Source organism: Enterococcus sp. 125944 (assembly GCF_051909435.1).
GTDB classification, from domain to species: domain Bacteria; phylum Bacillota; class Bacilli; order Lactobacillales; family Enterococcaceae; genus Enterococcus_D; species Enterococcus_D gallinarum.
Map to the genome: position 1 here is coordinate 1 of NZ_JBQASY010000004.1, position 26,059 is coordinate 26,059.

General features: G+C 40.7%; 24 protein-coding genes and 1 pseudogene. 21 read left to right on the forward strand and 4 right to left on the reverse strand.

Going from position 1 to position 26,059, the window contains the following annotated elements; all coding sequences use genetic code 11:
• The 13 genes from ACTFWY_RS04880 to ACTFWY_RS04940 all read left to right on the forward strand — a co-directional run.
• On the forward strand, positions 1–478 hold a 478-nt coding region (locus tag ACTFWY_RS04880), incomplete at its 5' end, for an LPXTG cell wall anchor domain-containing protein (RefSeq protein WP_439948469.1).
• Between the two features lie 165 nt (positions 479–643).
• Entirely contained in the window at positions 644–1,015 is a 372-nt protein-coding gene (locus ACTFWY_RS04885; protein ID WP_003125548.1) for a GntR family transcriptional regulator, read from the forward strand.
• A 3-nt stretch (positions 1,016–1,018) separates the two neighbouring features.
• Positions 1,019–1,867 (forward strand): ABC transporter ATP-binding protein, encoded by an 849-nt coding sequence (locus ACTFWY_RS04890; RefSeq protein WP_003125549.1) that lies wholly within the window; start codon positions 1,019–1,021, stop codon positions 1,865–1,867.
• Positions 1,867–2,523 (forward strand): ABC-2 transporter permease, encoded by a 657-nt coding sequence (locus tag ACTFWY_RS04895; protein ID WP_171917291.1) that lies wholly within the window; start codon positions 1,867–1,869, stop codon positions 2,521–2,523. The genes ACTFWY_RS04890 and ACTFWY_RS04895 overlap by 1 nt, the downstream gene beginning before the upstream one ends.
• A gap of 337 nt (positions 2,524–2,860) precedes the next feature.
• Positions 2,861–3,313, forward strand: coding sequence for a MarR family winged helix-turn-helix transcriptional regulator (locus tag ACTFWY_RS04900; protein ID WP_003125551.1), 453 nt, complete (start codon positions 2,861–2,863; stop codon positions 3,311–3,313).
• 184 nt (positions 3,314–3,497) lie between these two features.
• Positions 3,498–4,208 carry a B3/B4 domain-containing protein gene (locus ACTFWY_RS04905; RefSeq protein WP_086269014.1) on the forward strand — a complete coding sequence of 237 codons (711 nt, stop codon included), beginning with the start codon at positions 3,498–3,500 and terminating at the stop codon, positions 4,206–4,208.
• A 358-nt stretch (positions 4,209–4,566) separates the two neighbouring features.
• Entirely contained in the window at positions 4,567–7,341 is a 2,775-nt protein-coding gene (locus ACTFWY_RS04910) for a sigma 54-interacting transcriptional regulator (RefSeq protein ID WP_439926422.1), read from the forward strand.
• A gap of 83 nt (positions 7,342–7,424) precedes the next feature.
• Positions 7,425–7,844, forward strand: coding sequence for a PTS sugar transporter subunit IIA (locus tag ACTFWY_RS04915; protein ID WP_005470492.1), 420 nt, complete (start codon positions 7,425–7,427; stop codon positions 7,842–7,844).
• Between the two features lie 10 nt (positions 7,845–7,854).
• Positions 7,855–8,325, forward strand: coding sequence for a PTS sugar transporter subunit IIB (locus tag ACTFWY_RS04920; RefSeq protein ID WP_029486434.1), 471 nt, complete (start codon positions 7,855–7,857; stop codon positions 8,323–8,325).
• 17 nt (positions 8,326–8,342) lie between these two features.
• Positions 8,343–9,128 carry a PTS mannose/fructose/sorbose/N-acetylgalactosamine transporter subunit IIC gene (locus ACTFWY_RS04925; RefSeq protein ID WP_311828142.1) on the forward strand — a complete coding sequence of 262 codons (786 nt, stop codon included), beginning with the start codon at positions 8,343–8,345 and terminating at the stop codon, positions 9,126–9,128.
• Positions 9,112–9,933 (forward strand): PTS system mannose/fructose/sorbose family transporter subunit IID, encoded by an 822-nt coding sequence (locus tag ACTFWY_RS04930; protein WP_156247855.1) that lies wholly within the window; start codon positions 9,112–9,114, stop codon positions 9,931–9,933. Before ACTFWY_RS04925 ends, ACTFWY_RS04930 begins: the two co-directional genes overlap by 17 nt.
• A gap of 12 nt (positions 9,934–9,945) precedes the next feature.
• The gene (locus ACTFWY_RS04935; protein WP_060813775.1) at positions 9,946–10,995 is read left to right on the forward strand and encodes an SIS domain-containing protein; all 1,050 of its coding nucleotides are present in this window, start codon (positions 9,946–9,948) and stop codon (positions 10,993–10,995) included.
• Positions 10,996–11,005: 10 nt separating this feature from the next.
• Positions 11,006–12,010, forward strand: coding sequence for an SIS domain-containing protein (locus tag ACTFWY_RS04940; RefSeq protein WP_171917288.1), 1,005 nt, complete (start codon positions 11,006–11,008; stop codon positions 12,008–12,010).
• Between the two features lie 514 nt (positions 12,011–12,524).
• Here ACTFWY_RS04940 and ACTFWY_RS04945 read toward each other — a convergent pair.
• Complete coding sequence (locus ACTFWY_RS04945; protein WP_029486440.1) at positions 12,525–12,851, reverse strand: YbjQ family protein; 327 nt, start codon at positions 12,849–12,851, stop codon at positions 12,525–12,527.
• A 16-nt stretch (positions 12,852–12,867) separates the two neighbouring features.
• On the reverse strand, positions 12,868–13,599 hold the full coding sequence (locus ACTFWY_RS04950) for a MerR family transcriptional regulator (RefSeq protein ID WP_103300208.1): 732 nt from the start codon (positions 13,597–13,599) through the stop codon (positions 12,868–12,870).
• A gap of 242 nt (positions 13,600–13,841) precedes the next feature.
• On the opposite strand from ACTFWY_RS04950, the gene ACTFWY_RS04955 reads away from it, so the two are divergent.
• Positions 13,842–14,882 (forward strand): DUF1002 domain-containing protein, encoded by a 1,041-nt coding sequence (locus ACTFWY_RS04955; RefSeq protein WP_156247722.1) that lies wholly within the window; start codon positions 13,842–13,844, stop codon positions 14,880–14,882.
• Between the two features lie 102 nt (positions 14,883–14,984).
• Positions 14,985–15,356 (forward strand): YccF domain-containing protein, encoded by a 372-nt coding sequence (locus ACTFWY_RS04960; protein ID WP_003125563.1) that lies wholly within the window; start codon positions 14,985–14,987, stop codon positions 15,354–15,356.
• A gap of 131 nt (positions 15,357–15,487) precedes the next feature.
• Here ACTFWY_RS04960 and ACTFWY_RS04965 read toward each other — a convergent pair whose 3' ends face one another.
• Positions 15,488–16,027: a VanZ family protein gene (locus tag ACTFWY_RS04965; protein ID WP_231609092.1), complete on the reverse strand. Its 540-nt coding sequence runs from the start codon at positions 16,025–16,027 to the stop codon at positions 15,488–15,490.
• A gap of 280 nt (positions 16,028–16,307) precedes the next feature.
• Between ACTFWY_RS04965 and kdpA the strand changes: the two genes are divergently transcribed.
• The 5 genes and pseudogenes from kdpA (at position 16,308) to ACTFWY_RS04990 (ending at position 23,881) form a co-directional block, all read left to right on the forward strand.
• Positions 16,308–17,984, forward strand: coding sequence for a potassium-transporting ATPase subunit KdpA (kdpA, locus tag ACTFWY_RS04970; protein ID WP_138371160.1), 1,677 nt, complete (start codon positions 16,308–16,310; stop codon positions 17,982–17,984).
• Positions 17,985–17,994: 10 nt separating this feature from the next.
• Positions 17,995–20,031: pseudogene (gene kdpB, locus ACTFWY_RS04975) on the forward strand (potassium-transporting ATPase subunit KdpB); the annotation flags it as partial.
• A gap of 24 nt (positions 20,032–20,055) precedes the next feature.
• Positions 20,056–20,577: a potassium-transporting ATPase subunit C gene (locus tag ACTFWY_RS04980; RefSeq protein ID WP_003125567.1), complete on the forward strand. Its 522-nt coding sequence runs from the start codon at positions 20,056–20,058 to the stop codon at positions 20,575–20,577.
• Between the two features lie 25 nt (positions 20,578–20,602).
• A complete protein-coding gene (locus ACTFWY_RS04985; protein ID WP_081131958.1) occupies positions 20,603–23,179 on the forward strand; it encodes a sensor histidine kinase in 2,577 nt (858 codons plus the stop codon).
• A 15-nt stretch (positions 23,180–23,194) separates the two neighbouring features.
• Positions 23,195–23,881 carry a response regulator transcription factor gene (locus tag ACTFWY_RS04990; protein ID WP_021150372.1) on the forward strand — a complete coding sequence of 229 codons (687 nt, stop codon included), beginning with the start codon at positions 23,195–23,197 and terminating at the stop codon, positions 23,879–23,881.
• A gap of 261 nt (positions 23,882–24,142) precedes the next feature.
• Here the strand turns inward: ACTFWY_RS04990 and ACTFWY_RS04995 are convergent, their stop codons facing one another.
• Positions 24,143–24,991, reverse strand: a complete 849-nt coding sequence (locus ACTFWY_RS04995) for a MurR/RpiR family transcriptional regulator (protein ID WP_003125570.1) — start codon at positions 24,989–24,991, stop codon at positions 24,143–24,145.
• Between the two features lie 151 nt (positions 24,992–25,142).
• Between ACTFWY_RS04995 and gnd the strand changes: the two genes are divergently transcribed.
• Positions 25,143–26,045 carry a phosphogluconate dehydrogenase (NAD(+)-dependent, decarboxylating) gene (gene gnd, locus ACTFWY_RS05000; RefSeq protein ID WP_103300212.1) on the forward strand — a complete coding sequence of 301 codons (903 nt, stop codon included), beginning with the start codon at positions 25,143–25,145 and terminating at the stop codon, positions 26,043–26,045.
• Positions 26,046–26,059: the final 14 nt, after the last annotated feature.

Genomic DNA, 26,059 nt, shown 5'->3' on the forward strand with positions numbered 1-26,059 from the left:
AACGGAGCCAAGCACGACAGAGCCAAGCACAACGGAACCAAGCACGACAGAGCCAAGTGTCACAGAACCAAGCGTAACGGAACCAAGTACGACAGAACCAAGTACGACAGAGCCAAGCGTAACGGAACCAAGTACGACAGAGCCAAGTGTTACCGAACCAAGCGTAACGGAGCCAAGCACGACAGAGCCAAGCACAACGGAACCAAGCACGACAGAGCCAAGTGTCACAGAACCAAGCGTAACGGAACCAAGTACGACAGAACCAAGTACGACAGAACCAAACACAACTGATTCGTCCATGTTAGGGACTCAGAACAATCAATCAGAATCAAGTCACTCTGCTGCCTTAAACGCTTCAAATAAAACGAATGATAAAAAACTTCCACAGACAAATGATGAGAAGGCGAGTTGGATGCTTGTCCTCGGCATAATGATTGTGAGTGTTATAGGTGGGACAATTATCATACGCATGAAATAACTATCTATCTTTCACGATTAAATCGTGTTCTCAGCTAGGCTTTTGCCTAGCTTTTTTTGTTTATGTTCAGTAAAAACTCAAAAATTTTTTAATAAACAGTATATAACACTTGATAACAGTTGTGTACTGTTATATACTGTTTGTAACGAGAAGGGGGAAGAAAATGTGAGATTGATTATTAATACTTCCTTAATGGTGCCGATTTATGAGCAGATTGTCGATCAAATCAAAGGGCATATTCGAAATGGGGAGCTGAATGAGAATGATCCGTTGCCATCTGTCCGCACACTGTCAAAAGAATTAAAGATCAGTGCTTTAACGGTCAAAAAAGCCTATGATACGTTAGAATCTGAAGGTTTTACAGTAACGGTTCACGGGAAAGGAACTTATGTAGCTGCTACCAATACAGAGCTTTTATTGGAAGAGCAAAAAAAGGAGCTGGAACAAGACTTGGAACAAGCAATTCTAAAAGGGCGACGTTGCGGGATTAGTGATGAAGAGATAAAAAGTTTGTTTGAATTGATATTGGAGGGTTGAAACATGTTGAAAATTGAGCATCTAAAAAAGCAGTATGATAATTTTTCTCTTGATTGTTCATTAGAAGTTCAAAAAGGTACTATCACAGGGTTGATTGGTCAAAATGGAGCAGGTAAAAGTACTACGTTTAAAGCAGCTCTTGGTTTAATTCCTTTTGACAGTGGGAAGATCACACTTTTAGGCAAGGATAGTAAAGAACTCACCCCAAAAGAGAAGGAAAAGTTAGGTGTTGTTTTATCCGATTCTGGCTTCAGCGGCTATTTAAGGATTAAAGATATTGTTCCTATTTTACGGACAATGTATAGCGAATTTGACGAAGACTTTTTTACCGAACAAATTCAGCGATTCCAACTACCAGTGGATAAAAGACTCAACGACTTTTCAACAGGGATGAAAGCAAAACTAAAAGTATTAGTAGCTATATCGCATCACGCTAAATTGTTGCTTTTAGATGAGCCGACAGCTGGCTTGGATGTGATTGCCAGAGATGAATTACTTTTGATGTTGAGAGAGTTCATGGAAAAAGATGAAGAGTGTGCGATTTTGATCAGTTCCCATATCTCTAGTGATTTAGAAACACTTTGTGATGATCTTTATATGATCCATGATGGACGAATGATCTTACACGAAGAGACCGATGTCTTGTTAAGTGATTATGCACTATTGAAAGTTGATCCGGAGCAATACAAAGAACTGGATAAACAATTTATTCTCCGATACAAAGAAGAAAGCTATGGGTATAGTTGTTTAACGAATCAAAAACAATTTTATATGGAGAATTTTCCTAAAATAGTCATTGAAAAAGGATCAATTGATGAAGTGATTATGATGATGGTAAGGGGGCGTGAATAATGACAGGTTTGTTGGTAAAAGATTTTAAATTGATGGCCACACAAAAAAATTTCTTTTTGGTTATTCTTTTGATTGTAATAGGAATGATCTCGTTTACAGAGGATGTATCATTCCCACTAGGTTTCTTAACCTTTGCGCTTTCTTTATTCACATTAAGCACTATCAGCTATGATGAATTTGACAATGGGTATGCGTTTTTATTCACTTTACCTATTACTCGAGTGGGCTATGTGCTGGAAAAATATTGTCTAGGATTTCTACTGGGATTTAGTTCATGGCTTTTGGCAACTTTCTTAGGATTGATTGCAACAGTTGTTAGAGATACTACTTCTCTCACTGAGATCTGGCAGATTGCAGCAATGATTCTGCCTGTTATGATCATCATCCAATCTATTATGATTCCCTTCCAACTAAAGTTTGGCGGCGAAAAGGGCAGAATTGCCATTATTGGTGCTGTTGGACTTCTGATAGTCGCTGGTGTTGTGATTGTAAAAGGGGCAAAGCTCTTCTTTAATGTTGATCTGATTGCTCAATTGAACACATTGCCCATTGTCAGCATGGGTATGCTCTTTCTTATTGCATTAGTGATTGCTATGCTACTTTTTGCACTCTCTGTGAGGATCAGTATTTCGATTATGAAAAAGAAGCAATTCTAAAGAGTTCTTTTTTGAATAAAAGAGAATACGTGTCAGAAAAACAGACAAAACGAACTGAAGGAAAAAATCAGCTAGTCTTTAGATAGAGGATACCTCTGACGGGTTCTAGTGAATGATCAATGGTTTAGCTCTCTTCCTCCAAGCAATGAGCAAATGAAACAATCTTTGTTGTTAGTCATGTGGTTGGCGAAATATGATCAACTAGCAACAGAACGTATAAGTGATATAAATATTTTTTAAAAGAGTGAAACATTGGTTTCGCTCTTTTTTATTCTGGAAAAATGTTGCATTTGCAACAATAAAAAGGTAGGATAATGATAGAAGAGGAGAAAGAAGAATGAATGACATTTTACGAGAAATTGGCTCGATTAGCCGAATGCTTGATGCCATTGCCAATATTGAATTTAAAGAGTTAAAGCTGAACAAAGGGCAGTATATTTATTTGGTTCGTATTTTTGAGAATGAGGGGATTATCCCTGAACGATTAGCAGAGGTGATTAAAGTCGATCGGACAACGCTGTCAAGAGCTGTCCGAAAGTTGGAAGAGAATGGATTCATTTTAAAAGAATCCGATCCGTTCAATAAAAAAATCAAACATTTATACACAACTGAAAAAGGAAAGCATGTTGTGCAGTTTATCTTAAGAGAAAACGAATACTCGAACAAAATCGCTACCACTCAACTATCCGCATCAGAAATAGAAACGGTGTCAAATTTACTTTCAAAGATCAGAGAATCTATTGAATCGGATTGGGCGATTGTAAAGAATGGTGGAAAAAGAGACTACTAATTAGATAGGGCAAGAGAAATCGGCACTGTAGGATAGAAAATCGTTTTCTTTTTCAAAAATGTGATCAACCTTCCCTAGTTTAAAAGGACAGGTTTAAATAATGATCAACTTTTGGAATCAATTGGCGGAACTAGCAAATATTGTTTTGCCGCTTTTTTATTAATACATTTGGAGTGTGAAAGTAATGAAGAAAATAGTGATTGATCAAGCATTCTGGGAAATCTTTCCCCAAGCACAAATTAGTTGTCTCGTTGTGAAAGGGATCGACAATTCAATAGATCCTGCAAAAGAAAGTTATTTTACGGAATTGCTGGAAAACGGTAAGCGCGAAGCTAAGCGATTCTTAACGAATGCAACCTTCAGTGAAAATCCAGTTGTCCAAGAATGGCGGGAAGCTTTCCAAAAATTTAAAACAAAAAAAGGTGCCCGTTCTTCCATAGAAGCATTGTTGAAGCGTGTTAATCAAGATCGAACTTTTTTTCCAATCAATCCATTAGTAGATCTCTACAATAGTGTCTCTATGAAGTATGGGATGCCTTTAGGTGGAGAAGATATGGCTGCAATCGCAGGTGATTTACACCTTGGACTAGCCAAGGGTGGGGAGTCATTTTTCCCATTAGGCGCCGAGGCGGATGCGCCAGCTCTAGCAGGAGAATTGATTTACTATGACGAGCAAGGAGCCATCTGCCGCTGTTTAAATTGGCGAGAAGCGCAACGCACGATGTTAAAAGAAGAGACCGTCAACGCAGTATTGTTCATTGAATCAATCAATGAAGAACAACATTTACGGGCTGATGCCGCAATGGCTGAGTTGAAAAAATTAGTCGAAGACTACTTCAAAGTCGAAACCAGCCTATATACCTTGAGCCGGAATCATACGGAAGTAACGATTTAAGAAAGGAATAGAATGCAATAAGTAGAGAGTATTGTAAAGGAATAAAAAGGGAGGACTTGTTGCGGAACCGTCAGCTTTGATGATTTACTTTAGATTGCAAGAAATAGAAGTATCTATGAAAATGAAAAGAGTCTCTAGCGGAAGGGCAAGATCTGTGAACGGTCTAAAAAAAATGTGACTGCCTTGAGTGATTTTTATTGGATCATAAATTTTATGCTAAGGACTCTTTTCAAGATGACCTATAGTCGAGGGAAATATCCTCGAAATTATTCATTCCAAGCAACTTCCTCTGTCACCTCTTGGCTTTTTAAGAATCGTAAGCTATGATAAACGGAGAAAGAGGACAAGGAGAACAGCGATGAAAGAACAATTACTTGCTTACTTGCAAAACCAGACGGCTTTTTTCTCTGCAGAAAATGTAAGCGATGTCTTTACAGCGAAAGATATTGCCGAGAAGTTTTCAGTCAAGAGAAACACGATCAGTCACTATTTGAATCAGCTAACGGAAGAAGGTCGTTTAGTGAAAATTGCGACCCGACCCGTTTATTTTTTTCATAAGCAGGCATTTGAGAGCCAAAACTACCCCTTAACACAAAACGTATACGAGAGTCTGGCTGCTGTTGCGGCGGAAAAACCTTTTTTTGATCAAAAAGAAGATTTCTTTTCCAGTGTGATCGGCAGCAAAGGCAGTCTGGCAGAAGTCATTGAACAGATCAAGATGGCCGCCTTCTATCCAAATGGTGGGCTTCCCTTCTTATTGACGGGGGAAAGTGGGACGGGGAAGAGTTTTCTGGTAAAAATGTTCCATCACTATTGTGTGGCCAATGAATTATTGGAAGTCGATGCGCCTTTGATCACCATCAATTGCGCACAGTACGCCAACAACCAAGAGCTATTGACTAGTAATTTATTTGGACATGTCAAAGGGGCTTTTACCGGTGCAGAGGAAGATCGTGCTGGTGCTTTTGAAGCAGCAGATGGCGGTGTCTTGTTTCTCGATGAAGTTCATCGGTTGAATGCTGAAGGACAGGAAAAATTATTCACTTTTCTGGATCAAGGTGTCATCTATCGAATGGGGGATACAAGACGACCAGTCACGGTGGATTGTCGGTTGGTGTTTGCAACGACAGAAGATTTTAAACAAACTTTTCTAACAACTTTTTTGCGGCGAATCCCGATCCAAGCGACATTGCCTGCTTTGGAAGAACGAACGATTTCTGAACGGAAGCAACTGATCTTGCAAGCATTTTTTGAAGAGCAAAAGCGCATCGGTTTGCCGTTAGAACTCTCACCTCAAGTGATCGAAATGTTAACGACGAGTCATTTTTCTGGGAATGTCGGTGAATTGAAAAGTACGATCAAGATTATTACTGCCAAAAGCTATACTGCTAGTCTAAAGCGGAAAGCCAAAAAAATAGCAGTCACGGTCTATCATTTACCAGAACATTTACTGCAATTGACAGATGAACCCAATGAGTCAGCGACGACGCAATCGATTCTTATCGATGGGCAAACGCAAATCCAGCAGCTGACTGCCGAAAGTGAGCCAGAACAACAAAAGATCATTCAAACATATGAACAGATCCTGCTCAATTATGTCCAGGCAGGACAGGATTTTACAGCTGCAGCTGATCCTATTTCTAAAGTGATTGAAAGACTATTCGAAAATTTATTGTTTGATCATAAGCAAGAACAAAAGCAGCGGACGATGATTTTTGTGACCGAGCATGTCCAGCGAATGATGGAACAGATTGAACATTCCTTCCAAATCAGCTTTAACGGCAGCATGGTTTATACGATCAGTTATTATTTATGGCTGCGGCGAAACGTGGAGTGGCTGCCGGATGATCAAGACAAACTTTTATTGACAGAGAACCTACTGAAGAGCGTTAAAAAGCATTATTCGACAAGTGATCGCTACACCGAAAATCTGTTAGGGCTAGTACAAAAAGCATTGGATATCGAGCTAACCAGTATGGACCGCATTATCTTTACACTCTATATCAACGATATGGGGTATACCAAAGATTCATTGCTTCCGAGAAGTATCATCGTGGCTCATGGCTACGCAACTGCCAGCAGCATTGCGAATGTAGCGAATCGTTTGTTGAATGAATCGGTTTTTCAGTCTTTCGATATGCCATTAGATGTCACGCCCAAGCAAATTGCAGAAAGGGTCACTGCATATATTCAGAAAAATGATGTATCTAATGGACTAGTGGTCTTGTTCGACATGGGTTCGTTGAAAGAAATCTATCAGTATATTCCAGAATTGACGGTTCCAATCGTCATGATGAACAATGTAACGACAAGTGTAGCCATCGCTGTGGGGGAATGTATCCAGCAAAATGTTTCGCTGAGGGAAATTCCAGAACGGGTAAATACCTACAGTCAAAATGAATGGGAGATTATTCTTCCGCAAACGAAAAAAGAGAAAGTTGTCATCACAACGTGTTCAACAGGGATTGGAACTGCGGTTCAAATCTCAAATTTATTAGAAAAGAGCATTCCAGATCATTTACAGATTCGAATTCTCCCTTATGAGTTCAATCAGTTGGACAATAGGGAACATGTCAAACAGGCTTTGACATCGTATGACATTGTTGGTGTTGTAGGAACCAACAAACCTCGTCAAGAGCTGGCTCCTTTTATTTCTTTAGAAGAACTGATTTCTGGCGCAGGTACAGCAGTGCTATTAAGTTGGCTGAAAGAAGAATTGGATGAAGAGATGATTGCTTATGTGAACAATCAATTAGTAAGAAACTTTTCGCTGGATCGAGTGATTCAATCTGTGACGATTCTAGATACAGAGAAAGTGATTTCTCAAATGGAATTCTTTGTGGGGAATCTGGAACGTATATGGCAGCAAAGAATCACTAATGACCGCAAGCTTGCGTTGTTTGTCCATACAAGTTGTTTGATCGAACGACTGATTCGAAATGAAGCCATTGAGAATTATCATGCCAGCGACACACTGCTTCAGTGTCATGAAAAACAGCTGAAAGAGATCAAAAAGGCGTTTAGTGTCATTGAAAAGGTTTACAGTGTCGCGATACCAGAATCTGAAGTTTGCTATATCTATGATGTTTTATTTGGAAACACGGATTCTTCAATGGTTGAAGCGGATTTTTAATCGATAAGGAAAGCGTGCCACTTTTTTTGGCACGCTTTTTGCGTTTAATAAAGTGTAACTTGGCGCAAAGAGAGGTGAAAGCAGTGGAGCAAATCATTATTTTAGCATCACACGGTAAATTTGCATCAGGAATCTTGCATTCTTTAGAACTTATTTGTGGAAAAAAACAATCAGTCATTGCCATTGATTGTTATGTTCAAGAAGCATTCGATCTAACAGCAACTATAGATACACTGATGGAAACCTATAAACAGCACGAAATGATCGTTATCACAGATATTTTCGGTGGCAGTGTGAACAATGAATTTTTACGTTATATCCAACAACCGAATTTCTACTTGATCGCAGGATTGAATTTGCCATTGTTGATTGAATTGACAACACAACTTCAAGGAGGAGGTGCCATCTCAGAAACGATCCACCAAACGTTGGCTAATTCGAAAGATATGATCCAGTTCTGCAATGAGAGTGTAGCAAAAGAAATCGAAGAAGAAGAATTTTAGGAGGAACGACATGATTATTTTGACACGAGTCGATCACCGACTCTTACATGGACAAGTTGCATTTTCTTGGACGCAAAGTTTAGGGGCAGATTGTATCTTGATCGCCAATGATGATGTGCCGACAAATGACATTCGTAAGACAACGATCAAACTAGCTAAACCACAAGGCGTTAAGCTAGTAATCAAAACAATCGAAGATTCTATTCATGCGTTGAAAAGCGGTGTGACCGATAAATACAAGTTGTTCATCGTGGTGGAATCCATTGAAGATGCCTATAAGTTAGCGGAAAACTATCCAGAGATCACTAAAATCAATTTGGGCGGGATCAAAGCCAAAGAAGGCACCAAGAATATTGGCAAAGCAGTCAATGTTTTACCGTTTGAAGAAGAACTTCTGAAAAAAATGGTTGCTAAAGGAATCGCTGTCGATATCCGGCAAGTACCTTCAGATAAAAAAGTCGCTGTCGAAGATGTTTTATAAAGAAAGGAGTAACAGAGATGCTGCAAGCAATATTACTTGGAATTGTTGCATTTATCGCGCAATCTGAATATGCATTAGGAACGTCATTACTGTCGCGTCCTATTGTTACTGGATTGTTTACAGGAATCGTATTAGGGGATGTCAGCACCGGAATCATTATGGGTGCAACACTGGAACTAGCGTTTATCGGCTCTTTTTCTGTTGGTGCGTCTATTCCGCCCGATGTCGTAACTGGTGGGATTCTTGGTACAGCCTTTGCAATTACAGCAGGAGCGGGAACGGAGACGGCTTTATTGTTAGGACTCCCGATCGCAACATTGACACTTATCTTGAAAAATGTTTACTTGGGACTGCTCATTCCTATGATGAACCAAAAAGCCGATTTGTACGCGGCAGATGGTAACTACAAAGGTGTGGAAAGAATGCACTTATTGGCAGGTTTTGGCTTATCACTGATGTTGGCTCTTGTAGTTACGATTTCCTTCATGGTAGGCAGTAATACGATTAGTAAATTGTTGGATATGATTCCGACCTTTGTTCAGAACGGTTTATCAGTAGCAACTGGCTTGATCCCAGCCCTTGGATTTGCCATGTTGGCTAGGTTACTGATCAATAAACAAGTTGCTCCTTATTTCTTTTTAGGGTTTGCATTAGCAGCTTATTTAGAGCTGCCTGTTACAGGAATTGCAATCTTTGGTGCGATAACAGCCGTTGTAGTTGTGAATCTAAGAAACATACGCGGACAAGGGCAATCTATTCAAACGACTTCAGGGGAGGTACTAGATGATGATGAAGACTTCTAATGAGAAAGCCGAAATTACCAAAAAAGAATTGAATCGTGTCTTCTGGCGTTCGTTTCAAATGGAGTTCTCATGGAACTATGAGCGGCAAATGAACCTGGCTTATGTCTATGCGATGATTCCGATTTTAAAGAAACTGTACAAAACAAAAGAATCGATGGCCGATGCATTGAAACGTCATCTGGAATTTTTCAACACGACCCCTCATATCGTGACACTTATTTTAGGAATCAATGCAGCGATGGAAGAAGAAAATGTGAATGATCCAAATTTTGATTCCTCAGCGATCGATAACATCAAGACATCCTTGATGGGACCTTTAGCTGGGATTGGGGATTCCTTCTTTTGGGGAACGTTACGGCTGATCGCCACTGGAGTAGGAACTTCATTGGCTTTACAAGGAAACATATTGGGACCGATTCTCTTTCTGCTGATTTTCAATATTCCTCATTTACTGTTTCGTTATTTTGCTACTGGTTGGGGATATAAGCTTGGAACAGGATTTTTAAAGAAAATCCAGGAAAACGGTATGATGGAAAGCTTAACATACGGCGCCGCGATCATTGGATTGATGGTCGTGGGAGGAATGACAGCTACGATGATCGATATCAATATCCCATTACAGATCGGTTCGGGTGAAAATGCTGTTACAGTACAACGTATCTTTGATGATATCGTTCCGAAAATTTTATCATTAGGTGCGTTTGGGGCTGTCTTTTATCTGCTGAAAAAAGAAGTCAAGCCGTTGATTATTCTGCTTGGATTAGCAGTAGTTGGTATTTTGGGATCTTTGATTGGACTTTTTTAAGGAGGAATTGTTGTGGCAACGATGATGGATTATATTCAGGAAGAGCAAGAAACATTAGTTGAGATATTGCAGGGATTTGTTCCTAAAAAAGAAGAAAGAAGATCAGCGATTGAACATTTAATGATTTTGGCAACAGGCTCTTCTGCCAATGCCTGTTTAGCAGCAAAGTACGCACTGGAGAAGTTGGCGCAGATCACTGTCACGATCGAGGAACCATACCACTTTAATCACTATGGTCATCTTTCAAAAGAAATTGAGACAGTTCTGGCGGTTTCTCAAAGTGGAAAAAGTGCCTCGACAATAGATGCCGTGGCGCATTTGTCAGAGCAAGGTCTTTACACCATCGGTTTGAGCAGTGATCTCGAAAGCCCCCTTGTGCAAAAAGTAAACGAAAGAATTGATCTAGGAACCGGGATCGAGACCGTTGGATTCGTGACGAAGGGATATGTCGCAACGGTATTGCAACTCTATCTGTTAGGCGTATCGATTGGCTACAGCAAAGGCTTATTGTCCGATGACCAAGTGTCGATTATCAAAAGCCAGTTAGAGAAGATGATTGAGGCTGTTCCTCAAGTCATTGATAAAACGATAGCTTTTTTTGAGAAAAACGTCAGTACTTTTAAACTAGCCAATCGGTTTGTGACAATTGGTTACGGCCCAAACTGGGGAACCGCAAAAGAATTTGAAACGAAATTTACCGAAACTGTTCGAGTACCTTCTCAAGGCGTGGAATTAGAAGCGTATATGCACGGTCCTTATCTTGAAGCAAACCATGAACATGTGCTTTTCTTTATTGAAGCGCCAAGCTCGAATCAAACAAGATCTCAGTTATTGCGTGATTATATGACTTCTCATGTGGGGAAAGCTTATACAATCACTGTAGCAGCAGCGGCTGACTCCGATACACTTGGGCTGGATGTTGCATGTGAGGAACTTTTTTCTCCGTTGCTCTTAGTTATTCCGTTTCAAATTTTCTCCTATCTTGGGGCAGCTGCTAAAGGAATCGATTTAAGTAAACGTATTTTTGACGATTTTGATCAAGTGTTAAAAAGTAAAATTTAGAGGTGGAAAAATGCTTAAATTTAATGAACAACAACAAATTGACGATATCCAAGGAATGTTAGACTTGCGCCCAGAAATTGAAAAGTTGATCGACACCCTTGACGAAAAAGGCTTTGATGGGATCTATTATCTAGGAATTGGCGGCACGTATGCTTCTGCTATGCAAGCAGTTACTTATATCAATGGAAAAAGTGATCTGCCTGTTTATGTCCAGCATGCGGCGGAATACTATACAACAGGGAACCGTCGCTTGACAAAAGACTCATTAGTTATCTTGTCATCTGTCACTGGTACGACACAAGAAGTGGTAAAGGCTGTCGCAGAAATCAAAAAAGTAGGAGCGACATTGCTAGGATTTATTGATACAAAAGGCAGTGTCTTGGCAGAACAGTGTGACCATGTCATCACGTATCCTGCACCAGGAACAGAACAAATCAAATTCTTTATGGTTGCGGATCGTTTAATGAAAAATCATGGGGATTTTCCTGATTACGAAGAGTATTATCAAGAATTGGATCAGCATCTAGCAAAAGGATTAGTAGAAGCAGAGAAACAAGCGGATGAATTTGGCCGATCGTTTGCGGAAAAACATCGTCATGATGCGATGCACTATTTCATCGGTGCGGGAAATCAATGGGGTGCTGTTTATTCTTACGCTATGTGTTACTGGGAAGAACAAAGCTGGTTGCGTTCTAAATCAATCCACGCCGCTGAATTTCTTCACGGGACGTTGGAAATCGTTGATGAAACAACCCCTGTGACCGTCTTTTTAGGCGAAGATGAACAGCGGCCATTATCAGAAAGAGTAGCTAAATTATTGCCAAGAATTTGTGGCGACTATACATTGATCGACACGAAAGACTATCCTGTTTCAGGAATCAGTGAGAAATATCGTGGCCGTGTACTGTCTCATTTATTGATGCATTGCGTGACACAACGTATTGATGCCTATGTCGAGCAAATGAATTGCCACCCAATGGAGATACGACGCTACTATCGCCAGTTTGAGTATTGATAGCATACAGACCTTAGATAACTCTTATAAGTTTCAAAGAAACGAGGCATATAACGCTTACTTCATAATGAAGAAGCAGGAATAGATTCAATTATGAACAAGCGGCCTACTGGTCAATCTACTCAGGATTGATCGATAGGCCGTACTTTTTTGACTTGTTAAGAGGTCTATGTGTTTAGCGATTGAAGATATATTAATAGACAAATAGAAGCGAAGGCTTTTTTCTTTTTTCTAATAAATTTTCTATTTAAATCACTTTGTCACAGGTGATTTTTTGTTTTTAATTGTGCATAGTGTAAATGATAGACTTTTCTTCCTATAATTGTTGCTGGGAAAAAATAGTGCCGCTTGATTGGAGTTGTGAGTTATTAAAAGGGTCTTATACCTAGACTCTCAAAAAAACATACTTTTTTCTCAGGAGAAAAATTAATGTGGAAAGAATGAGCTATCACGGCATAATGCTGCCTTACATTGTTTAGTAAGCTGATTTTTTATAGATGAGAGCCTAGTGCATCTATTCTTCAACAACAACTGCTGTTCCGCTAGCTGTTACAACGATGAGCATGATATCAGAATTTACAAATTGATTATAACTAACACGGGTATTGATTATCGCGTTTGCAGATAGACTACGGGCTTGTGATTCTAATTCTAAAAGAGCCAATTTCCTTCCGCTTGAATATTCATTAGAATAAGTAGTAGATTTTCCGCCAAATATCCCTTTAATACCACTGATTGTATCTTTCACAATGTTAATTGAAATGACTTGTTCATTAAAGATAGCTCCTTTTACTTCACGAATTCTTTTATCCGCAATTGTTTCCGTTGTTACTGTAAACATGTCCAATCCCCTTTTCTTATAATTTAATCTCAACAGTAAAAATGGTGGCATTATTATAGGCTAATGAACAATAGATATTTTCAAAAACTAAGAAATGATGTGGTGAAGTATCCTTTATAGCCAGTAATTTATCAGCTAAAAAAAGATCAATATTTTTTTTAATGCAGTCTTCCGTATTAACGATAAAGCTCATACTGGCATAAGTCCCTTTAGCAAAGAAAAGATCATCCTCTTTATTTTTGCTTTGAAAGCAAGGAATCACTTCATTTTCATTATGAACATAGAATAGTTGATCGAGGGACGAGAAGTTCATTTTTGTTGCTTTGATCAAATCAATCTCGGAATTATCAATAACCGATTCCGGAAAAGGATGGAAGTAGCGATCCGTTCTTTCAAAGAAAGTTATTTCATTTAGCTTGTAGCGTTCTTGAGCCTGGATGATGTTCTGCACGGTATTTTTTATAGCAAGTAATTCGTCGATTTTTTTTTGAAGATTTTGTTCAGCTTCCAAAAAATAGTGGGCTACATCCTCTTCAGTTAAAACCGTTTTAATTGTTTTAAGAGAGTAGCCAATGTTCCTAAGAACGATAATTTGATATAATCTATAAACATTTTCTTCATCGAAAAAGAAATAACCATTGTCTCTCCTTTCCTTAGGTGTCAGCAAATCAATATCAATATAGTGCCGGATTGTGTGTTTTGAAATAGAAAATAAGGTTGCTAGTTCACTTGTTGTCAGTAATTTCATCGTTCGCCTCCTAATAATCAGTATATAGTGTCGGGTAACCACACAGTCAATAACAAATGTAATAAAGATAATAAATACGTTTGTAGTCAGTATCCTCAATATTGCGATAAAAAAACATTTTAATTTTTTCATTAAACAAGTAGATCATAAATTTCCCTTCAAATCCGACCCTAGCCGTAGGTCGAAACGTATCTCTTATAGTACAATAATAGAAACAGGAAAATAGTTAGATGGAGGATACTATGAAAAAAAATATCAGAAAAAAACAAATGATTTTAGCCACTCTCTTGGTTTCTAGCCAAGTTTTAGTTGCCGCACCATTAGCATTTGCTGAAGAATCAACTTCAAGTGAAGGGAGCTCAGCAATCTCACAAACGATCGAAACCTCGTCTTCGGCAGCTTCAGAGACAGCAAGCTCAGAAACTGCGACTTCTACGACGGATAGTAAAGAAAAATTGCAGATCAATGCGGTAGCCATTGGTAATGCATTAACAAAAGAGCAAGAAAACTATACCCTGGATCAACTGGGGATCAAAGGAGAAACACCGATCTATACGACTTCAGGTTCCGATTTAATGAAATATATCCCTGATGGTGGCTTTACTAAAGATTGGGCGGTGTATAGTTCTGTCCGCATGCAGACCCTTGATAGTGGCGAAGGAATCACGGTGGATATTGCGACACCTAAAAATATCACCCGCATCACTGCCGCACAATACCAAAATGCCGCACTGACTGCTGGGATCACAGATGCTAAGCTAACAGTAGCTTCTGCTGTACCGATTGACGGTTCTGGGGCATTGGCAGGAGTCTACAAAATCGTTGAAGAATCCGGCGGCATCATCAATCAAGATCGTGTCAGTGTTGCGCAAGATGAAATGGATGTCTTATCAACCATTACAGAAGAAAACAAAGACAAAGAAGGCTATTCTGATGAAGCTCTGAATGCTGCACAAGAACAAGCGAAAACAGAGCTAGCTGCCCAAACAGCTGATGGCTCAGAATTGACCCAATCCGATATTCAAGCAACTGTTGAAAAAGCATTGAAAGACAATGGTTTAGAGGGAATCGTGACTTCGGATCAAGTTACTGAATTGACAACATTGATGAGCGACATGAAAGACAAAAATATTTTTGAAGATTTTGTCAAAGAGTTGGATCTTTCAGAAGCCCGCAAACAAATTGAAGAAAAATCCAAAGGACTATGGGAAAATGTTAAAAACTTCTTCAGTGGACTTTGGTCTTCGATCACGGGTGTATTTGGCGGAAATTCTAACGAATAAGCAGTTGGCTAAATGAATGTAATCAAAAACGAACGAAGGATAATGCAAGGCGGTCGTCATCTATGATGGCCGCTTTTTTCAAAGGAAAGGAATGTGATGAGTATGAGTTGTTTAGGAAACCTGATTTGGATGATTTTTGGTGGATTGCTTGGTGCAATTTCGTGGTTTTTGGCCGGTTGTCTGTGGTGTGTGACGATCATCGGTATCCCGATTGGTTTGCAGTGTTTTAAATTCGCTTCTTTATCATTGGCTCCTTTTGGAAAAGAAGTTGTCTATAGTGGTTCAGGGGTTTCTTTGCTATTGAATATCCTGTGGCTGATTTTTTCAGGAATACCTTTGGCAATCGCTCATCTGATGAGTGCCATTCTCTTAACGATTACGATTATTGGGATTCCTTTTGCGAAACAGTCGCTGAAACTAGCGGGTCTAGCATTGATGCCTTTTGGTGCCACGATCGTTTCAACAAATCGCTAAACAAAGTGATCTGCTTGATTTCCGGCAACAGCAATACCCATCTAGTAAAACTGCAAGATTTTCTTTTCGAATAGACAGATACGAAAAAGAGCCTTTTGACGGGCTCTTTTTTGCTTGCTCCGATAGTTGATTTACGACTCACTAGGGGAATGAAGCATAAATTTTCTAAGAAAGGATCGCTCAGGCAGCACAGTGAAAAGAAAGCGACTGAGTAAATAACCAAGTAATGCCCCAACGGTATTTGCAATTAAATCCACGACATCTGCCCCTCGCCAGCCGCCTAGGAAATAATTGCTTAAAAACTGCAGTACTTCGATACTAAAGCTGACCGAAAATCCCAGCAGAACAGCTCGAAAAATAGAAGTTTTGTTAACCATCAAATAATAAAAAACAGCTAATGGCGCCAACATAATAAGATTAGGGAGTATCGAAAGATCTGCTGCTAAGGAGAAGTTGATGCGACTAAGCCAATCGGATTGATTGGCATAGACCCCTGTTTGGATTTGAAAAGGGAAAAAAGTCAAGTAAAGGACAGCGAAACTATAGAAAACAAAGGCTCCAACCGTTATTTTTTGAAAAAGTGAAAGCTGAGCAGCATTGTAACGCAGAATCAAATAGCAAGTAACAAGAAAAAACGGGATTAAGACCAGACCCGAGATCGTAAACTGCATTATTGATTGCTCCTTTCTAGATTAAGTGAGACAAGTATAACCAAATATAACAGGGTGGGCAAGAAGATAAATCCGCTAATTCGCTGTAAACAGACAGATTGTGTTACAGCTCATCGTATAAAGAAGATATAAAGAAATCCAGCGAACCTTGATACTATCTTTACAACATTTTTTTTAAGATAAGATCAAAGGAGAGGAAGAAGATGTTACTACTTTTAGGATGTTTGAGTTTTGGATTGATGCTTTATCTATTTTGGTTTCTGTTCAAGGGGGAAGAGTTATGATGAGTTTTGTTTTTCAAGGGCTGTTTTTCTTTTTTGTATTACTAATTTTAGCAGCCCCTTTAGGGTTTTATATCAAGATGATCATGACGGGGGAGACGCCCCGTTTCGTCCGCTTTATCCAACCGATCGAGCGTGGTTTCTATCGGTTGATCGGTTCTGAAAGTCAGCGAAAAATGTCCGCAAAACGTTATTTGATCAGTGTATTAGGGCTAGGAATCAGTTCGCTGCTGTTTTTGACGGTACTTTTAATGGTTCAAGGTTGGCTGCCGGGTGGAGCAAAGGTTGATAATCTGTCTTTTGATTTAGCACTTAATACAGCTGTCAGCTTTATCACTAATACGAACTGGCAAGCATATTCTGGCGAGTTGGCACTATCCAATAGTACACAAGTCTTTGGTTTGACTGTCCAAAATTTCTTGTCGGCGGCAGTTGGATTGGCTGTTCTTTGTGCATTCATTCGTGGATTGGTTCAGAAAAAAGAATCCTATTTAGGCAATTTTTGGCAAGACATGGTTCGCGGATTATTGTATATCCTATTACCACTGTCCACGATCATTGCGATTTTATTGATCTCTCAAGGAGTCGTTCAAACCTTCAGTAGCGGAATGGCCTACAACAGTTTGGAAGGAGAAAATCTTTGGTTATATCTTGGCCCTGTTGCTAGTCAGGTGGCTATCAAACAGTTAGGGACAAACGGTGGCGGCTTTTTTGGGGCCAATTCGGCCCATCCATTTGAGAATCCGACGATTTTTTCAAACTTTATCGAGAATTTAGCCATTCTCCTTTTACCAGCTGCGCTGATTTTTGCTTTTGGCTTTTGGGTAAAAGACTGGAAACAAGGACGAACGATTTTATTTGTTTCGCTGTTCTTCCTATTTGCCGCTTTTTTAGGTGTATTGATCAGTGAAAACTATGGACCGATTTTCAACGATGTCGTTGGTTCAGCCAATATGGAAGGCAAAGAAATTCGCTTTGGGATTGGCTGGTCGAGTTTGTGGGCAGTCAGTACCACGGCAGCTTCCAACGGATCGGTCAACGCGATGTTGGATAGCTTCACTCCATTAGGCGGTGCAGTGCCGATGTTTCTCATGCAACTAGGGGAAATCATTTTTGGTGGTGTCGGTAGCGGGCTTTATGGGATGTTAGCATTTCTGCTTTTAGCAGTGTTCATTGCCGGACTGCTTGTTGGACGCACACCAGAATATTTAGGCAAGAAAATCGAAGCCTTTGATATCAAAATGGCAAGTTTAGTCATTTTGACGCCGCTTCTGCTGACGCTGTTTGGGGCGATGGCGCTTGCGATGCACCCGGATATTTTGGAATGGTTGACCAACAAAGGGGCTCACGGATTTAGTGAACTGTTATACGGAGCAACATCATTGGCTAATAACAACGGAAGTGCATTTAATGGGTTGTTAGCAGATACCCCATTCTTGAATGTCTTAGGTAGTGGACTCATGCTTTTCTCTCGGTATATTCCGATCATCGCCGTTTTATTTTTGGCTGAAAACATGGGACGCAAGAAGAAAGTAGCTGTGAATGACGGTACTCTTTCTACCGTCAATCCGACATTCGTCACGATGTTGATGATTGTGATTTTAGTGATCGGGGCATTAAGTTTTCTACCTGCATTGGCATTAGGTCCGATCGCAGATTTTCTTACACTGAAATAAAAAGGAGAAGAATAAAATGAAAAAGATATATCGCTGGGCAATCAAGCAAGCATTTCTCAAACTAGATCCGCGGCAACAAATAAAAAATCCAGTGATGTTCGTGGTTTATATTGGTGCCATCGCAGCGACGATTCTCTGCTTTGAACAATCTGACATTCCATTGTGGTTTACCATCACGATCACCAGCTTACTTTGGCTCACATTACTGTTCGCAAATTTTGCTGAAGCGGTCGCGGAAGGTCGTGGGAAAGCTCAGGCAGATAGCTTAAAACAAGCCAAAAAAGACGTCATGACTTACAAAATCAATGATTTACAAGATATCCAATCAGAGCAGTTCATCGAAATGAAGTCATCAGATTTGAAAAAAGGTGACTTGGTTTATGTCGTTTCTGGACAACAGATTCCGGCAGACGGCGATGTCATTGAAGGTGCTGCCTCGGTAGATGAAAGTGCCATTACGGGTGAATCAGCGCCAGTAATTCGAGAATCAGGCGGAGACCGCAGTGCAGTCACTGGCGGGACAACGGTGGTTTCCGATTACTTGGTCATTCGAGTGACGTCTGAAAATGGACATTCGTTTTTGGATAAAATGATTTCAATGGTAGAAGGGACACAACGCAAAAAAACGCCTAATGAAATTGGGCTGCAGATTTTTCTGATCACATTGACGATCATCTTTTTAGCGGTGGCAGTAACATTAGTCCCATTTACGGAATTAAGCAGTATTCTTTCGCAAAAAGGAACCGCGCTTTCTAGTATTGTAATTATTGCATTGCTCGTTTGTCTAGCCCCAACGACCATCGGTGCACTGATCTCTTCGATCGGGATTGCTGGAATGAGCCGTCTGACGAAAGAAAATGTTATTGCCATGAGCGGTCGTGCCATCGAAGCGGCTGGTGATGTCGATATTTTGTTATTGGATAAAACAGGAACCATTACACTGGGAAATCGTCGGGCAAGTGCCTTTCTACCTGTAGCCGGTATTAGTGAAGAACAATTAGCAGATGCCGCGCAGCTTTCCTCATTAGCTGACGAAACGGCAGAAGGCCGCAGTATTGTTATTCTAGCCAAAGAAAAATTTGGGATTCGAGAACGCGCTTTTGAACAATCCGAAGTGAAATTTATCGATTTTAGTGCCAAAACACGGATGAGCGGCATGGATTATCGTGGCGATCAAATTCGTAAAGGTGCGGCGGATACGATCAAGAAATATGTGCTCGCTCGTGGCGGTACCTACCCACCACAGTGTGACCAAATCGTAGCCAAAGTGGCGCACTCTGGGGGTACCCCGTTGGTAGTTGTCAAAAATGACCAAGTCATGGGGGTCATCTATTTGAAGGACATCGTCAAAAACGGTGTACAGGAAAATTTTGCCGATATGCGGAAAATGGGTATCAAAACTATCATGATCACAGGAGACAACCCGTTGACCGCAGCAGCGATTGCAGCAGAAGCGGGAGTCGATGATTTCCTCGCTGAAGCAACGCCAGAAAACAAAATGGAATTGATTCGGCAATACCAAGAAAAAGGACACTTGGTTGCCATGACCGGCGATGGAACCAACGATGCACCAGCATTGGCTCAAGCAGATGTGGCAATGGCTATGAATACTGGAACACAGGCTGCCAAAGAGGCTGGCAACATGATCGATCTGGATTCCAGTCCAACCAAATTGCTGCAGGTCGTACGAATCGGTAAACAGCTGTTGATGACTCGTGGTGCATTGACGACATTCAGCATTGCCAATGATGTGGCGAAATATTTCGCCGTAATCCCTGTTCTTTTTTATGGCATCTATCCTGAACTGGCGCAATTGAACGTGATGCAGTTAGGTAGTCCACTGACGGCGATCTTGTCAGCCGTGATTTACAATGCGGTCATTATCGTTGCTTTGATTCCATTAGCTCTAAAAGGAGTCAAATACAAAGAAAAACCAGCCAGCCAAATTTTGCGCCACAATTTACTGGTATATGGACTAGGCGGATTGATCGCACCTTTCATTTTTATCAAATTGATCGATATCGTGCTAAGCTTTTTCCTACTATGAACAAATTGAAAGAAGGATGCAGAAATGAAAAAGATTCTAGGGACTCAATTGCGTTTCTTGGTGTTTAGTATTTTGTTTTTTGGCGGGGTGTATACTGCTGTGATCACTGGTGTCGGTCAATTGTTATTTTCCAACCAAGCCAATGGTAGTCAACGAATGGTAGAGGGAGAAGTAGTTGGTTCAACACTGATTGGTCAGCAGTTCCTGCAACCAGGCTACTTTGCTGGCAGAAGCAATGCGGTCTCCCAATTGTCTCCGGTCTCTGCGGAACAAGAGGGACTGGTATCCGACAGAAAGACCGCGCTTCAAAGAGAAAATCAAATCACAGAGGTACCGGTTGATCTGGTGACTGCATCAGCCAGCGGATTAGATCCGCATATTAGTGTCGCTGCAGCCGAGATACAAGTACCTCGCATCGCCAAAGAACGTAAACAGAAGGAAACAGCCATTCGTGCTATAATAAAAGAAAAGACACAAAAAGATTGGTTTTCTGATCGAACATTTGTCAATGTGCTTGAACTGAATTTAGCATTAGATAAACTGTAAGTGATTGTTGATGGGAGAGGCAAACATGGATAGACCAACATCAGTAGATACATTGAAAGCAGAAAATCGAAAAAAAGGCCGGCTGCGGGTGTACTTTGGCTTTGCTGCAGGAGTAGGAAAAACTTACGCCATGCTTTTAGAAGCACAGGAACTAAAAGCCCTCGGCAAAGATGTGGTGATAGGTTACATCGAACCCCATGATCGTCCAGATACCAATAGTCTGCTGGCTGGTTTGCCGCAGATTCCGTTGAAAGAAATCCAATACAAAGGGATCACGTTGACTGAACCAGATATCGATGCGATCATTCAGCAGCAGCCTGCGATTGTCTTAATCGATGAGTTGGCCCATACGAACGCTGAAGGATCAAGAAATCGCAAGAGGTATCAAGACATTGAAGAACTTTTAAATGCCGGTATTGATGTGCATACGACGGTCAATGTCCAACACATTGAAAGCTTGAATGATATTGTAGAAGAAGTAACTGGGATCGAAGTCAAAGAGACGGTCCCAGATACATTCTTCCAACAAGCAACATTGAAAGTGATCGATGTCGAGCCAGATGAGCTGATCGATCGGTTGGCACAAGGAAAAATCTATGCCAACGAAAATGCCAAGCGAGCGTTGCAGAATTTTTTTATTCCCAAAAAACTGGAACAACTGCGGGGATTGGCGATTCAGCGGGCTTCTGACCACATCAATCGAATCAGTGGCCGAACCAATGGAATCCAGAGCAAACTGATCACGATTGTCCAGGATGCATTCCCTAAAATGGCAGAAAAAAGTATTCGTTGGACAGCGCGATTAGCGCAAGGCCTAGGTGCTGAATGGACTGTGCTTTACATACGTTCGGAAGAAAAAAATGAAGCAACGACATTAGCCGAAAAGTTAGGCGCGGAAGTCGTTGTCATTGAAGAAGACAATTATTTTGAAACAATCATCGAATATGCCAAGCTGGTGGGAGCCACCGATATCATCATGGGTAAAAACCTGGCCAAGCCATGGTATGAGAAACTGTTTGTGGAAGAACTTGATGTGCGGCTACTGAAACGGTTGCCTGACACTGAGATTCATTTGATTCCTTACAAAGAGGAGCGTGCTTCTATTTTTTCTCTTTCTAAGAAAGTCATCGAAGGAGGGGGAAAGGATCTAGCGATTGCCCTGATCAGTGTTTTCTTAGCGACACTGACGACTGAAGTGATGCAGTATTTGCATTTTGGTGATCAGAATTTGATGCTCGTCTACATTTTTTTTATTCTACTTGTGGCGCGTCTAACTTCAGGCTATTTCTGGAGCGCTCTTTCTTCGATCCTGAGCGTCCTAGCCTTCAACTGGTTCTTCGTTGAACCACTGTACTCCTTGACCGTCTATAAACAAGGTTATCCGATTACGTTAGTCATCATGCTGCTTGTCGCACTAATGATCAGTAATCTAATGGTTCGTTTAAAAAAACAAGCTGTTCATTCAATGGAAAAAGAACAGCAGATGGAAATACTTTATGAGTTGAACAAGCAATTTGTTCTAGCAGAAGACCGGCAGCAGATTTTTGATTTGTCAGCCACCTATCTGGCCCGCTTGTTAGATCGCGAAGTGATTTTGTATGATGCACAAGCGCAAAAACAAAGCCAATATGGAGCAAAAAAACAATCCGCATTGAGTCATCCGGAAGAAGCGGCTGTTGCTTATTGGTCTGCCAAAAATCAGAAAGAGTCTGGCTATGGGACCGATACATTAAGTGGTGCAAAGGGATTTTATTTACCGATTATTGCCAACAGCAAAACATTGGCCGTTTTAGGAATTCGCAGAAGCCGTAATTTTCCACTTGAGAACAGCCAACTAAATTATCTGCGCTTAGTGTTGACCCAGTTAGCTGTGATTTTAGAACAAACAGAATTGAAGGATGAAAAAGAAAAAATTGAATTAGAAAATGAACGAGAAAAAGTTCGCAGCAATTTGTTGCGGGCCATCTCTCATGATTTACGGACACCTTTAACGGCAATTTCAGGAATTGCGGAAACGCTCTTACAAACTAATAACTCTTTAAAGGAAGCGACTCGCAGCAAGTTATTGAGAGACATCCAAAGTGAGTCCCAATGGCTGATCCGCATGGTGGAGAATTTGCTTTCGATCACTCGCATCAACATGGACACGATGCAAGTCAAGAAAACCCCAGAACCAATCGAAGAGATCATTGGCGCAGTCTATGAACATGCAAAAAAAGTCTATCCGGAAAAAGAGTTGATCGTTCAGTTGCCGGAATCGGTCCTGTTCGTAGAAGTAGATCCGATTTTGATGGAACAAGCGATTTTTAATTTAGTAGAAAATGCCTTTCGACATGGTTCAGACTCGGAAAAAGTCTACTTGTCTGTATTTCAAGAAGGAGCGAAAACGGTATGTGAAATAAAAAATACCGGGGAAATATCGATGAAGCAGTTTGAACGGATCCAATCAAATCTGTCTTCAGACAATGAAGTGCCGGTAGACTCAAAAAATGGTCTCGGCATCGGCCTGAGTATCGTCAAAACCATTGTTCATGCCCATCATGGCAAGTTGGAGATGGCCGTAGCAGATGGTCAAACGGTCGTACGCATTTATTTGAATTAACTGGAGGTGGGCATCATGGGAAGAACTGTCTTGCTGATTGAAGACGATCCGACGATCGCCGATTTTATGGAAGTCGTTTTAGAAAAAGAAAGGTATCATATTCGAGTAGCAGAGACTGGAATGGCTGCTCTGACGATTTTTCAGGAACAATCCTTTGACTTGATTTTACTTGACCTAGGACTACCCGATATTGACGGCATGGAGTTATTGAAAATCATTCGCAAACGGATGGCGGTGCCATTGATCGTGATTTCAGCTCGCAGCAATGAAAGCGAGAAAGTCAAAGCGTTGGATCTTGGTGCGGATGATTATGTGACCAAGCCATTTGGTATGAATGAATTGCTTGCAAGGATCCGCACAGCATTCAGGCATCGGAAGCAAGAGCCAATGCCGCTAGTCATCAAGAATGGTGAATTAACACTTGATACTGAAAGGCAGCTTTTGACTAAGGCCGGAACAGAGATCCATTTAACCAAAAATGAGTACCGAATTTTAACTGTTTTGTTCCAACATCTAGGCAAAGTCGTAACGTACCAAACGTTGGCGACAGAAGTTTGGGGACCTTATGGCACTGATCCGCAAGTATTGCGGGTCAATATGTCAAATATACGAAAAAAGATCGAGACCAATACCATCAGTCCCGAATACTTGATCACTGAGATCGGTCTCGGTTATCGCTTAAGGGATCATCGCGACTTGTGAGGATTTTTAACAAGAGAAAGCAGACTGTTTTTCTATGAGGAAAGACAGTCTGCTTTTTTCTATTATCATGGACTAAAAATCGAACACGCTTATGCTTAGACAGTATCAGAACTTTAATCGTTAGCTTTGGTTTTTATTTAGACTAGCCATCAATCCTCTGAAGTCCAAAGAAAGGAGAGCAGAGGAAATTACTTTTACATAACCCATTAGTACATGATTGAAAGGGTTTAAAGATTAGGCTGCTACGCTATTTAAAGAAGGCTATTCTTTGATTTTAGAAATCGTACGTCGAACTTTCGCAATGGAGTCTTGGGATTTGTTGCGGTTGATAAACATCAAAATCACATAGAGCGAATCAATGATACTTAGTTGAGAGATTCTGGAAGCAAGAGCTTCTGAACGAAATTCGATCTCTTCGGAAACAGAAATAAATACGACATCCCCTAATTTGGCTAGCGGAGATGCTGCGTGACTGGTAATAACGATAACTTTGGCGCCGCAATCTTTGGCGACTTGCGCAAGTTCAATCGTTTCTTTCGATTTACCCGTATGAGAAATCAACAGGGCACAATCTTCTGGGGTCAGTAACGCTGCTTCCATCAACTGAATGTGATAATCCGCACTGTGAACGACAGAAATCGGTGAGCGCAAGAATTTATGGTATGCATCAGCTGCAACGATTTCAGAACCGCCTACGCCAAAAAAGAACAATCGCTTGGCACTGTCGATCATTTGGACGGCTTGTTTCAAATCTTCTTCTTGCAGTAGTTTTCGCGTATCGGTCAATGTGGTGAGGTTGGAATCAAAGACTTTGCGCGCCATGGTCAGCTCGTTATCTGATTGCTGAATATTTTCGTGGAAAGAGATGGCGGATAAATCATTTTCTTGCATCAACATGGCCATCTTAAAGTCTTTAAAACCGTTGTAACCAAGTTTTTTTGTAAATTGAAAAAATGTCGAATCCGCCATTCCTAGCTCATTTGCTAAATCACTAATGGAACTATGGCTAACCTTACTGGGGTTTTCGAGTATGTAATCGGCGATTGCTTGTTCTTTGGGGCTTAAGTCTTTATAGAGGGTCTTGATTTTTAAGCGAATCGATATAGTCATAGTGTTTTTCTCCTTTTTCAATACATTCCGAAGCCTTCATTTTTAAAGTACAACGATTTCCAAAGAAATGCAAATAAAAAATATTTTTTATTATTTATATTTACAAAAAAATATTTTTTTGTATAATGAAGATAGAAATGGAGGCGCTATCATGGAGATTGGTATTATCGGTCTTGGCAAAATGGGCTTGAACTTAGCAAGCAATTTAAAAGATCATGGCTATCGAACGAAAGGGCTGGATCTTTCAGAACAAGCACGACTTGCTGCACGAAGGGAGGGAATAGAAACATATGAGACTATCAGCCAAATGGTCGCTTCATTTACTGGCAAACGAGTCATCTGGCTGATGCTGCCAGCAGGGGAAATCACAGAATCGGTACTAAAAGACTTGCTGCCACTTGTTTTACCAGAGGATATCGTGATAGAAGGTGGAAATTCAAATTATAAAGATTCGATTCGACGAGGGAAGCAATTTGCAGACAAAGAGGTTGCCTATTTGGATTGCGGCACTTCAGGAGGAATCTCCGGTGCGCGCAAGAATGCTTGTCTGATGGTCGGCGGCGACTTAAATGCCTTTCATTCGATCGAACAAGTATTCAAAGATGTTGCTATTGAAGGCGGATATCTTTATGCAGGCGCATCAGGAAGCGGTCATTTCTTGAAGATGATCCACAACGGGATCGAATATGGCATGATGCAGGCAATCGGTGAAGGGTTCCAACTGATTGAGCAGAGTGAGTATGCTTTTGATTTAGCAGCAGTAGCCCATGTCTGGAACCATGGATCGGTAATCCGCAGCTGGCTGATGGAGATTGCCGAAGCACAATTTTCTAATAGCCCCCACTTAGAAGAATATCGGGGTATCGTTGCTGCTTCAGGAGAAGCCAAATGGACGGTGGAAACAGCACTGGAAATGGACGTTGCCGTTCCAACGATTGCATTAAGTCTTTTCATGAGAAATTTATCACAAGAACAAGACAGCTTCTCAGCAAAAGTGGTGTCTGCGCTGCGAAATGGATTTGGCGGACACGAAATCGTAACAAAAACGGAATAAAGGAAGGAGACTTA

Coding starts and splice junctions, on each gene's coding strand:
- ACTFWY_RS04920 (WP_029486434.1), top strand. CDS start 7,855: ATGATTATTTTGACACGAGTCGATCACCGACTCTTACATGGACAAGTT.
- ACTFWY_RS04930 (WP_156247855.1), top strand. CDS start 9,112: ATGATGAAGACTTCTAATGAGAAAGCCGAAATTACCAAAAAAGAATTG.
- ACTFWY_RS04905 (WP_086269014.1), top strand. CDS start 3,498: ATGAAGAAAATAGTGATTGATCAAGCATTCTGGGAAATCTTTCCCCAA.
- kdpA (WP_138371160.1), top strand. CDS start 16,308: ATGATGAGTTTTGTTTTTCAAGGGCTGTTTTTCTTTTTTGTATTACTA.
- ACTFWY_RS04985 (WP_081131958.1), top strand. CDS start 20,603: ATGGATAGACCAACATCAGTAGATACATTGAAAGCAGAAAATCGAAAA.
- ACTFWY_RS04980 (WP_003125567.1), top strand. CDS start 20,056: ATGAAAAAGATTCTAGGGACTCAATTGCGTTTCTTGGTGTTTAGTATT.
- gnd (WP_103300212.1), top strand. CDS start 25,143: ATGGAGATTGGTATTATCGGTCTTGGCAAAATGGGCTTGAACTTAGCA.
- ACTFWY_RS04955 (WP_156247722.1), top strand. CDS start 13,842: ATGAAAAAAAATATCAGAAAAAAACAAATGATTTTAGCCACTCTCTTG.
- ACTFWY_RS04895 (WP_171917291.1), top strand. CDS start 1,867: ATGACAGGTTTGTTGGTAAAAGATTTTAAATTGATGGCCACACAAAAA.
- ACTFWY_RS04940 (WP_171917288.1), top strand. CDS start 11,006: ATGCTTAAATTTAATGAACAACAACAAATTGACGATATCCAAGGAATG.
- ACTFWY_RS04890 (WP_003125549.1), top strand. CDS start 1,019: ATGTTGAAAATTGAGCATCTAAAAAAGCAGTATGATAATTTTTCTCTT.
- ACTFWY_RS04960 (WP_003125563.1), top strand. CDS start 14,985: ATGAGTTGTTTAGGAAACCTGATTTGGATGATTTTTGGTGGATTGCTT.
- ACTFWY_RS04950 (WP_103300208.1), bottom strand. CDS start 13,599: ATGAAATTACTGACAACAAGTGAACTAGCAACCTTATTTTCTATTTCA.
- ACTFWY_RS04910 (WP_439926422.1), top strand. CDS start 4,567: ATGAAAGAACAATTACTTGCTTACTTGCAAAACCAGACGGCTTTTTTC.
- ACTFWY_RS04965 (WP_231609092.1), bottom strand. CDS start 16,027: ATGCAGTTTACGATCTCGGGTCTGGTCTTAATCCCGTTTTTTCTTGTT.
- ACTFWY_RS04995 (WP_003125570.1), bottom strand. CDS start 24,991: ATGACTATATCGATTCGCTTAAAAATCAAGACCCTCTATAAAGACTTA.
- ACTFWY_RS04900 (WP_003125551.1), top strand. CDS start 2,861: ATGAATGACATTTTACGAGAAATTGGCTCGATTAGCCGAATGCTTGAT.
- ACTFWY_RS04990 (WP_021150372.1), top strand. CDS start 23,195: ATGGGAAGAACTGTCTTGCTGATTGAAGACGATCCGACGATCGCCGAT.
- ACTFWY_RS04925 (WP_311828142.1), top strand. CDS start 8,343: ATGCTGCAAGCAATATTACTTGGAATTGTTGCATTTATCGCGCAATCT.
- ACTFWY_RS04945 (WP_029486440.1), bottom strand. CDS start 12,851: ATGTTTACAGTAACAACGGAAACAATTGCGGATAAAAGAATTCGTGAA.